Genomic DNA, 10548 nt, shown 5'->3' on the forward strand with positions numbered 1-10548 from the left:
GCAATATCGACCGGCAAGAACAGCGCAGTGTCGTCAGGCGTCAGAAGCCCCTTCTTCCTCAGTTCATATCGCCAGGCATAAATCTGCTGCCGCCTGATCTCGTGCCGATGCGCGACTTGCGATACCGTCGCGCCGTTCACCCCGACCGAAAGCACAATCGACAACTTCTCCTCGTCGCTCCATCGGCGCCGACGCTCCACGCCCAGAATTTCGCCCCGCATCCCTGCCTCCCTGTAGGAGACGTCTCTAATGACGTCATTATGGACGTCTCTTATCAATCACCGGGACATACGAGCAGGCGGTTCAAATCGGGCGGTTACGATGCACTAACGCATTAACGAAGATGCACTGGAGAGCGTTCATGATCGACCAGTAGTGGCTATTTGAACAGCAACGAAATCAGTTGAGACATGACGAATTACATCATCAAGATGTTTTCTGCTTGTCCAGCAACGATAGGTTAAAGCACTTTGGCCTTCACATCGACCACCGGTTCCGGCTCGGCCTTCGGCCCATTACCGAAAACCCCGTTCGCGCCCTCAAGAAGCTGATCACGCCACTGCTTGATCTGGTTGGGATGGAGGTCAAAATCCTGCGCCAGCTCGATCAGGGTCTTCTCGCCCTTGATTGCGGCCACTGCCACTTTCGCCTTGAATGCCGGGCTGTGATTCCGGCGTGGTCGTCTTGCCATGGTCTTCTCCTCGCTCGCAGCATCATGCTGCTGTTGCGCGGATAATCCACCTATCCCGGCTGTTCAGATTTCCGGAACCACCTATATAAAGCGGGGGATGAACCAAATATACCTATTGATACCAATCGCTTTCGATCTCGTCCGGTAACGCAATTTGGTAGCCGGTGACCTTTTCCTCTGCCACTGAATATACGATGCTCAGTTCGAATGCGGTCTCAACTGAAGAGCTAACTGCCATGACATGGTTGTTCCAATCGGAGTCTACCACATAAACATTAGAGCCTCCGTCAGGGTCAACGTCAGAATAATAGGAGTGCTTCTCCATAAATCCATCTACCTCAATTTCAACGGAGCCACTCACGAAGATGACAACTTCATCATCCACCTTTTTGAGTGTGACTTCTGAGATATCCGATGCTCCAACGCCCGAAATGTTCACGTCGTTGCCGAAGGGCACCCCTTCGAAACCAAATGCCGTTCGCTGAGGTAAATCCTCCAGGAGATATCGTTCTGTCATCATCTGTATGTCATCAGAGTTCAGATCCGGAATTTCATCAAGGGAAATATCTTGTAGGTGCGGGGCCAATACTTTATCGAACACAGCCCTTAAAGAGGTGAAGAGCACAGGCCGTCGTTTCACATCTTCGATCTGTTCCGCCAGCTTTTCGAAAAGTATGTCTTTGTCGGCTTCGTCCTTTCCTCCAAAGTCCTTAACGTTGTTGGTAACAAAGAAATTCGGCGGGGTAGTGGAATCGCTGTCTATATGTTCTTTGACTGTCTCCCAGACCAAGAAATCTTTATGTCCTTCACCGGATTCCTTGAATGGCTTCTCTCCGCAATATGATCTATCCACAAGTTCTTTTACTGATATTTTGGGGTAAGGGGCTATCACGACGCCCTTTTCGTCGATGAGTTGATACAGCCAATCCTCGTAGTCGCTAACTTCATCTGTGACCGAAACATCTTGCATGTCGATGTCGATCAGCCTCCCGAGCTCCCTCTGCACACGCTGGAATTCCTTGGCCTTCGTTCTTAGCTTCTTTGGGTAGTTACCTAAGACTTCATCAATAACGATCTCCGGTATCACGACCGAAACCTGGACAATCGAGCAGGCTTTAAGGAACGCCAGGGCTTGAGCCGAACGGAAGAAGCTCTCGTTCATAAAAATGTTGGTATCAATGTATATGGTGGTCATAAGTTACATCTATCTCGGGTCGCAAACGAATATACTTTACCTAATACGGAGAGTTGGGTCGGGTCTGGCAGTTATTATCAGGACTAAGCCATGGGTAGGTAACGTAGAGAGCTTGGTTTGTGCTGCATGTTGCTCAGGTGGGTAGGAGATTCGGCTCGAAGAAATGCTATTCAAGCCTCTGGAGGATGTAACCAGGGAAGATCACCTCAGAACAGTCAATCGATGAAGTTATCGACCGAAGGGTTTCAAGGTTCTCGCTTGTAGAAAATATTACTTGTTGATCTCTCGCTTTTGCCTGTGCTGCGCGATGCAGCAGGTTTTCAAAGCTCGGCCGCGAAGAAGATTGTTGGCGTGGTTCGTCAAAAATCAGGGCTCCAGGGTGGTTGGTCGGTTTCACAGATGCGAGCTCGAGAAGGCCCAGCTGATAGGCCCACTTTAATCGAATAGCGTCGCTGGCTGAAGTTTCAAAGCCAATTTCAAAGCCTTCTTTCTCAGGCTTGTAACTGTCTTGAGAGATCGACAGTTCAGAAGGCGGAAACGTGGTGAAGTCGAAATCCCTTACATGGTCTCGCATTAGATCCGTCAAGCATACCAGCTTCTCTTTATCACTTTGAGAAAGCTTCTCCTTAGGTGTCTTAGACATGTCCAACAGAATTTCTCGGTAAGCCACTTGCAAACTTTCAAAGCGCTCCATTGCTTCTTCGAAGGTGGTCATAAGCGACTCAAGATCTTTCAAGCGTGCTTCAGCCCGGAGGCGCTGTTCAATAGTCGCGGCTGAGGGCATCGCGTCCGGTGCAATCAACTCTGATCTTAATGAGCGAATTTGAGAGTAATAGTCAGAGAGTTTTTGACGAATGGAGGAAACGTTATCACGGCGCTCCTCCTCTTCCGCTTGTTCTCTGGCAAGTATACTTTCAAACATTTTTTTCTGCGCCCGGATATACTCAACATTTTCCGAAATAGGCATCACCGACGATAGAGAATCTTGCGAAACGAGAGCGTCCACGAGTGCTTGCTCGCATGTGGGGCATCTATCAGGCGTCAAGATCTCCGAAACGCCGGAGTATTTTTGTAACTTCTGCACATCCAGGTTTTTCGCGAGATCGTTTTCTAAAGCGATAATGCGGCGTTTGAGAGACCGGATATCAGCAGATTTGATTTGTTGAATTCCATGAATGCGCAATTTCTCTGCATTGAGCTCGTCGGTTAAGCGTATATATCTCTCCAATCTCTGCGCGACTTCCCCGGCTTGATCCTTTACGTCCGGGACTAAGTTCTCTGCCATTTCAGAGATGACCCCGCGGAGATGGCTAATAACTGAATCCAGCGGCAAGCGTTCACCATCTTCGATCAACTCGATCCGCACGTGTGAGAGTGTTTCAGGATCTGCGATAGGCTTATCGCTCAGCTTAGACACTCTTCCTCCATACTTGGAAACAGTTAGCTCCAGTTCCTGGCGGACAACCGACCAATCTTTGCTGTTTGCAGCGAGCCGTTCAGAAAGTCGCTCCCTCTCGGCTTCAAGCTTGTAGACATCGAGGTCCAAGATGAACTCGACCGCCCGTTTATGAACTTCTCGAATCCTCATGTAAGTTGGAATAGCAGCAGGTATGGCAGACCAGCCGAATTTTTGCTCGACCCAGAACAGGGGAAAAACGGTCTCCAGATAAAGTTTTGTGTCCGGAGCATCGTAGCGTCTAACTTGAGGCAGGTGCCATCCTATGAAGCTTTCGAGAAAATGATGGAAGCCATCCTCACGCTGAGCGGCACCCGGATCATGAACGAAGAAATTTTGCCGACGTAAGCCGGTTTCTTCATTAGTTAGTGCGGCGCCGAAGTCGACTGTCACCAAGCGTTTATCCGTAGACGCTTTTACTGCACGATTAACCGTAATAATCTGATCATTATTGTTGGATAATTCGAGAGATACGCTCGATTCCAAAACCTCAACTCGCTTATCGTCGTCGGTATTCAGGTATGTTGTCATTGCGTGTGGGAGAGGGATCTCTCTGCGAGGGCTGAGCATTCTCTCAAGTCCGAGTGCATATATCATACCCTGCATGCACGTTGATTTGCCTTTGGTATTGTCGGCCCACAACACAGTAAGGCCCTCAGAGAATGAGATATCTGTTCCGTAGACTCCGTCTGAGGTGATTGCTCGTAGGCGCAATTTTCGAAAACGCAATGTCACTGGATATCCTCTAAGCGCCAAACTTTCTTCATTAAGGCATCAGTCATTTTCGGAGCTACCTCTCGCAGAAAATTTGCCTCCACTTCAAGTGCTCCGCTACGTTCGCCGGCTATTTCTTCCGCCAGCTTTTCGCCAGCGGCCGTGAGCTTTATTGAGCGCCCTTTCTCGACGCTCACCAACTTTAATGCGCTTGAAAGCGCTACCGCTCGGTTCAGCGAAGGCTCTACCCGAACAGAAACTTCTCTTGGACTGTATTCTCCAGAGAGAAGCCCACGTATCTCGTGCCTTCCTTCCGGCGATAAGACCGCGTGCGTCATAAACTGTAGCTTCTGGAAGTTTGATGTTTGTCTTCGGCTAAAAAATAGCGAAAGTAATAGGATGGAGATTCCCCAAGATAACCGCAAGTCGCCTGATATGGGATCGGGGCGAGAGGTATATGTGAAGCGGCTTCCAAGAATGGAATCCCAGATTTTCGCACTATTGGGCATTCGGAAAATCCAACGGACATCGCATAATCCATTCAGATATCGAACCGTAAGCGATCTGCTCTGTATTCTCTGATGACAGACTTGGGGCTGCATCCTGTAGGGCGGAGATCAGCGCATCAAGCTCCGAGTGCAAGACTTCGCCTGGCGATCCCGCCGGCTTTGGGCCAGCAAACTCTAACCGCCGTGCGCGACTTCTTACCGCGGACATAACTTTTTCATGCAGTTCCGGTGACCCAGCGCGAAGAGCGTCGAGTAACGCATTCCCTTGAATAAACGACCGAACCGCCTCGTTCACCGTGGCATCGAGATCCTCAGGCCTCGCTCGCTTTCGAAGTTTTTTAGTAGCCGTAGATAGCAAGTCCAATGATCCTTCAGCCCAAGCGGCAAGTTCTTCTTCTGAAGGCGACGGAACGGACAGCGTTACATTTGAAAGCTGTGATAGTCCCTTGGTGACTGAATTTCTTGGGAAGCTCTCAAGGTCTTGAACCACAACCTCTATCGACGGGTCGAGACTGGTAGTGCCTAAGTCTCGCAGATCTTTGGTCTTCTTCGCGCAATGTAGGTTTACATCTTTGCTGTCGTGTAGTGGCACCAGCAGGACCCAGTGGCCGATGGGTGATCCATGGAACAGCTTGCTAACCTGACTCTCGTTCTTGATAAGCTTCTTGAGGTCTGTCGTGATCTTTTTCTTCTGACGATCGGCTCTTGTCGATATATCGATAGGTTCTTCAACTGCGTAACATTGATAAGCGACTGAGTCTTTGGTGCAATAATAGTCTAACCCAAAATCACCTTTGTGAGCAGCGGGGATTTTCTGCACATTGAGGGGGCCATGGCGTCCTTGAAGTAGCGCCTGGGAGAAAATTTCCCAGTCATCTGGGCTCCAAACTTGTCTCGCGCTCATCATCACCGATGCCCTCCCCCATTCAACTACTGGTTATACAAAGATTTTACGCACCTCAAGCTTCATAGCCAGCAAAGCAGCGAGCTTTATGCCTCGAGGTGGCCGTATGGCTATCTCTCAGCAATCAAGGGTTCCGCCATCTCTCAAAACTCGACGGCATCGCGCGTTGAACGCGACTGGGGTGACTTGCCTTTGCCTCTAAGACACCGATTACCGCTGTGCTTGCTCTACTCTTGGGGGATGACCTTCTTGGGGGGGGGCTGATCACTGGTAGGAGCATGTTTGGCGGTTTTCGGGCTGTCGATCTCATGCTCCGGCGGAACCATGCAGTCGATTTCATGGATTTCGGAACAGCTTCTCCTCAGGCAGTTCGGCTGCTTGATCGTAGGAAATCTCGGTCTCACAGAGTTTGGCTATCTGACCTCCCAAATATCGCCTCTACCTCCGTATCGCTGAAACCTTGCAGGAGCAGTTCGTTGCTCTTCAGTAGCAGCGCGTCGGTCATGGCCATATCTTGATAAAATTTGGCGGTTGCAGGGTCTCTCTGTGCGCACAGAGCCAAAGCTTGTGCGACGCCTTCGACCCCCATGCGCCCGAGCTCAGTGTGGACCAAGGTCCGTGCGATGTGCGGTTTGCATCCGATATGACGGGCCCAGAGGTTCGCGACGCACCTGTCAGAAAGATGCCCACCGTCAGCAGGCGCGAATAAATGCCGTTGCTCTAACTCGGCGGCATTGCGAAATTCGTCCAAGTATACTCTATCGCAACCGCGCAAGAGCAACGCGTCCAGAAACGGAGTTACAAATTTCGCCACCGGCCCCCTGAACACATTCCCCCTCTTCCCCGTTCGGACATACAAGCGGTAATATTCCCCATCATAGGTCACGTTTTTTCCCCATTGCAGATTGGAGTCGTTTACCCGGAGGGGCACCAGTGCGAAAAGGGCCAAAGCGCAGGCTCCGTTCAGATACGACACGCGAAGCTTGAGCGATTTCTGCATCCGGGCCTGCTCGAGGAGCTCGGACGCTTTCCCGAGGACGTTTTCCACCGATCCGACCGTGGCCAACCTCTGGAATTTCCGCGGCACGTTACCCTTGGCTTCACGCTTCAGTTGCCTGTGAATGGCCTTCATTTCGTCCAGCTCGCTCTGGTCTACCCCGTGGTAGCCCGCAAAACGCACCAAGAAACCTGCATTGATCTCGCATGTGGTCGCGCTGCATCCCCGTGCCCTCATCGCCCATATGTGATTGATGAACGTAGCCGTGGTAAGGGACACGGGCAAATCGCTGGTATCGCATGATTTCGCCAGTTCGCGTAGGCGCCTTTCTTGAGAGTCGATAGATTGGGAAGACAGAGTCTTCGTGCTGGACATCTCGTCGTGTGACCGCAGAACGCACAAAGTGGCTCGCCAATCGGAGGGTAGGTCTTCTGCCGCGATTGAATGGCAGCGTGACCAAGATGTGCGCGGGCTTGGTGTTTTCGGCCCTTTGGTCATCGCCCGCTTCTTAGCGATTGCCGCAGGGAGCGCCAACATCAGTGCGGGAATTTCAGGTAAGCGCAGCTTTGCGATGGCCGCTTGTAGGGACACGAGGGGCACCTCGGAACCGGCGCCTCTACAGAATTCAAGAAAGTCTTCCTCCGATGGGTCGGCCTTGCCCCTTTCATGCATCCAGGAAAGCCAAGCATCCAAACGCTTGAATTCGAGAATGGAGAGGCGATCCAAATCACAGTGTGCAATGAAAGGTGCCCACCAAGGCGCCCGGACCATATCGACAACCATTTCCATTCCATCCACACGTCGGCGATGATCCAGGACGGCGGCCCGCAACTCTTGCCGGACGCCATCTTGGTCTGTTAGCCAATTGTCGAGCGCTCTCTCAAGGTCCGAGAGAACAGCGCGCGTGCCGCGTGCGGCGCCGTAGGCGAGGAATAGGTGGCGATTGACGCTTTTCACCGGGCTCTGTGCCAGCCAGTCGCAGAAGCGGCTTACGTGCCGACGGCTTCGCTTGTCGAAAGCATCGCTCGCAGGGTCGATGGCATCTAACAGGAGGGCGCGCAGATCAGACATTTGGCAGACCCCGGGTGAGTTGGTTCTGTCCTTCCAAGATCAATCGTTCCTCGTCGATCCATCCGTAGTAATCCATGCAGGTGCTTAGTGCGTCTCCGAGCCGCGCCATCACGTAACCCCAGTCACCGGGATTATTCGCTACAAGGATTGAGGCCTGTCCATGGCGGAACATATGCGGCGTCATTCCGGGGAATCCGAATTCCGGAATCGTTTGGGTCCACCATTTATAGAAGGTAGCGTAGGATAGAGGCTGGTTTCGGGCTTGAACGCCGGGAAAGAAGAAATCGTTTTCTCCAGCGTGTGGATAAAGAGGTCGGATGTGCCTTTCATACCAGCGGAGCGTTTCGAGCCCGCGCGTTCGGTTTTTCGCCGAAATGGGCGCACTGATGGCTTTTTTCTTAGTTTTCGTCATTGCGGCAGGCACGATTAGATGCCCGTCACTGTTCTTGCTTGAGCCAAGGGTTAACCAGGGGTCCTTACCCCGAAAGGTCATAGGGAGGGCGCTACCTATGCGCAGAGGAGCAGCGTCGGTTTCAATAGCGGCAAACGCCGCAATCGTTCCGTATACCCGGGCCTTGGCGAGATGGTTCACGGAGTTGGAGGGAAATTTCTTTGCTGCTCGCAGATGAAGCTCGGCGGCCTTACGATACTTGATCTGGAGTGCCAGAAAATCTCCGCGAGCTTGAAGATCGCGCACAACCCGTCGGCAGAACCGCTCTGTGCGCGGCGACATGTTGTTGCGGTGACCGGACAGCCATAGGTCAGTTTTCATTATAAGATCAACATGATCACGACCCTCACCATTTCGTTCGAGGAGTGTTCGGACGCACTCAAGATACCCGATCGCTGTTTTTTTCTTCATTGCTCGCGGATCGGCATCAACGTGCCATTTCCTCCAAGTGCGGACCACTTCCGTCATTGTTGCGTTGCTGAAGACAGGTGCGATCGTCTCAGAGTCGCTGCGGATCGCCTGGATCGCGAGGGCGGTCCTTACAACCTTCCTGACGGCTGAACGGTATGCGCCAGGTAAAGGGCCCGGTCCATATTCCTCATCCGTGGGAGACCATTCGCCGCGTGTCGCAACATGCACCCAGACATCGATCTCCTCGCTGAGCGTCTCGGGAATTTCAATGTGCTCAGGATTCTGAGGGCGGGTGAACACTATTGCCGACTGTGGGAGAGCAGCCATCACTTCGCCGTCGTCGAGCTCCCTCACGGCGTTCATTAAGGCCATTGCATCTTTGCATGCGTCTCGCTGCCCAGCATCCTTCGCGGCCCTGTAGAGCTTTCGTGGCACGTCGCCTGCCAAATCACATGCATCGATGTCCAGTGTCCGGGCCAATGCCGCTAAAGCTTGAATTGAGATGATTCTGTGGGGATGGAGAGCAGATGGCGGCTCCGGAATAGCCCGAAGCAGGACGCGCAGGCGCGATATCAAGCGGTGCCACCCGTCAATTCGAGACGCTCGCGCGGCTTTCTCAGCGATAACGCCCGTTGCGCCGTTGATTGCGGCTGACAGGTTCTTCTTGCGGGCTCGGAATGCGCTGTAAGTCTTTGCCCACTCCCTCGTAAATTCTTGATCCGGAAACTTGGCAAGGACAGCGTCCCGATCTGCTGGGATACTGTGGAGCGGTTTCCGAGCATGTTTTGATACCCAGAGCAGCGCTCCGCGATATCCGTTCTTGGTGGTTTCTTCACATTCGCAATCGTTGTTCACCCAAGTGAGCACATCCTGCAAATTTTGGATTGTTTCTTGCGCAGGCGCGTGGACTTCGCGAAGATAGGGATCAAAGGACATGGGTAATTTCCTTATATGGCCGTTTGAAGGCAAGTTTGGCCGTTATTCGTTGTGGCGAAGAGCAAAACGGCAGACACCTGTAGAGAATTGCCGGAAGATTATTCATGGGTGTTCGTCCGTTTTTCCGTTCGCCGTCGAGGCTGTCATTTTGCGGTTCGGCTTGGCCGCAAACCGTTTCTGGGCGTAGGGATCGAAACCGTTGAAGTCTGCCTTCGACGAGGCCTTTGGCGTCTCTGTCACGGTCACCTGTTCCAATCTGGACTTCACCCGATAGACCGGGACCGGGAGGCCTGCGCACCAGGCGTTGACCTGTGATGCCCGCCACAGCTTGGGCTTCTTTCGGATTGGCACGGGATCGGGAAAGCCCGCATCAGGTTTCGCGTGATCCCGACGTCTCGCGGAGCGTTCAGACTCTCCGAGCAGTTCTGCCAGATCGGTTGTTGTCAGATGGGGATGCTTGAGTTCGTCCCACCTTTTCTTGGGGGGCGGCGCAAGCCTTTCCGCTTGCCAGATTGCAAACCAAGGGAATTTCCCTCGCACCCGCCGGAGGCCGAGCGTCCGGGCGAGTTCGCGTGCGGCACGTTTCGACGGCATCCGCCAGTAGGCAGCAAGCTCTGCAAGGGTGGCGTAGCCAGGATCTTGATTGAGTTTGTTCATGATGCAACTTCCTCTTGTCGAGGAGTTGGGTTCGATGATCGCGTTGCGGAAACGCGCGGTCGTGCCATCTCGAATCGTGACCACAGGCCTTTCTCGGTGAAATGCTCCGCCTGCCCAAGCCGCGAACCCGCGTGAGGGAATTGTCCAAATCTTTCCCCCGAACGGTGCCGCGCGGTGCCTTTTGGCGCCATTTCAAAGGTTTGGAGTGTCGGCCGAGAAGATTTGCTAATTTCGGAATTTCGCCTTGTATCCCCTTGGCTTGCGCGGCTATACCCATCCGCGGAGACGTGGCCGAGTGGTCGAAGGCGCTCCCCTGCTAAGGGAGTAGGCGGGAAACCGTCTCGAGGGTTCGAATCCCTTCGTCTCCGCCACTTGCCCCAGCGAAAGCGTTCTCGCGATCCGGCTGCGGCCGGATTTTCTCGTTGTTTTCGAGGGTTATGCGGGAGGGGCTGAGCACTGGCCCTAGGGTCAGGATGCATTGATTTCCGCTGCAACGCGTGATTCACGGTTCCGAAAACGGAGCGGTGAAATGTCTGATCTTTTCTGGCTGACCGAT

The 10548-nt window shown here is 52.9% G+C and carries 8 protein-coding genes, 1 tRNA gene and 1 pseudogene; 1 reads left to right on the plus strand and 9 read right to left on the minus strand.

Annotated elements, in window-relative coordinates; all coding sequences use genetic code 11:
* The 9 genes and pseudogenes from BMW90_RS25635 to BMW90_RS26540 all read right to left on the minus strand — a co-directional run.
* Positions 1–221 (minus strand): transposase (locus BMW90_RS25635; RefSeq protein ID WP_170850634.1); only part of this gene is annotated, 221 nt, incomplete at its 3' end.
* A gap of 254 nt (positions 222–475) precedes the next feature.
* Positions 476–691 (minus strand): annotated as a pseudogene (locus BMW90_RS25640) (transposase); the annotation flags it as partial.
* A 112-nt stretch (positions 692–803) separates the two neighbouring features.
* Positions 804–1886, minus strand: a complete 1083-nt coding sequence (locus BMW90_RS25645; protein WP_074840576.1) for a PIN domain-containing protein — start codon at positions 1884–1886, stop codon at positions 804–806.
* A gap of 166 nt (positions 1887–2052) precedes the next feature.
* The gene (locus tag BMW90_RS25650; protein ID WP_074840578.1) at positions 2053–4077 is read right to left on the minus strand and encodes a hypothetical protein; all 2025 of its coding nucleotides are present in this window, start codon (positions 4075–4077) and stop codon (positions 2053–2055) included.
* Positions 4074–4565 carry a helix-turn-helix domain-containing protein gene (locus BMW90_RS25655; protein WP_074840581.1) on the minus strand — a complete coding sequence of 164 codons (492 nt, stop codon included), beginning with the start codon at positions 4563–4565 and terminating at the stop codon, positions 4074–4076. The genes BMW90_RS25650 and BMW90_RS25655 overlap by 4 nt, the downstream gene beginning before the upstream one ends.
* On the minus strand, positions 4555–5472 hold the full coding sequence (locus BMW90_RS25660) for a hypothetical protein (RefSeq protein WP_074840583.1): 918 nt from the start codon (positions 5470–5472) through the stop codon (positions 4555–4557). The genes BMW90_RS25655 and BMW90_RS25660 overlap by 11 nt, the downstream gene beginning before the upstream one ends.
* A 397-nt stretch (positions 5473–5869) precedes the next feature.
* Positions 5870–7537, minus strand: coding sequence for a hypothetical protein (locus BMW90_RS25665; RefSeq protein ID WP_074840585.1), 1668 nt, complete (start codon positions 7535–7537; stop codon positions 5870–5872).
* Positions 7530–9335 carry a site-specific integrase gene (locus BMW90_RS25670; RefSeq protein WP_083416223.1) on the minus strand — a complete coding sequence of 602 codons (1806 nt, stop codon included), beginning with the start codon at positions 9333–9335 and terminating at the stop codon, positions 7530–7532. Before BMW90_RS25670 ends, BMW90_RS25665 begins: the two co-directional genes overlap by 8 nt.
* Positions 9336–9437: 102 nt before the next feature.
* The gene (locus tag BMW90_RS26540; protein WP_139211559.1) at positions 9438–9992 is read right to left on the minus strand and encodes a hypothetical protein; all 555 of its coding nucleotides are present in this window, start codon (positions 9990–9992) and stop codon (positions 9438–9440) included.
* A 281-nt stretch (positions 9993–10273) separates the two neighbouring features.
* Here BMW90_RS26540 and BMW90_RS25675 point away from each other — a divergent pair.
* Positions 10274–10363 (plus strand) — tRNA-Ser (locus BMW90_RS25675).
* Positions 10364–10548: the final 185 nt, after the last annotated feature.

The sequence above is a fragment of the Marinovum algicola genome, assembly GCF_900109145.1.
GTDB lineage: Bacteria > Pseudomonadota > Alphaproteobacteria > Rhodobacterales > Rhodobacteraceae > Marinovum > Marinovum algicola.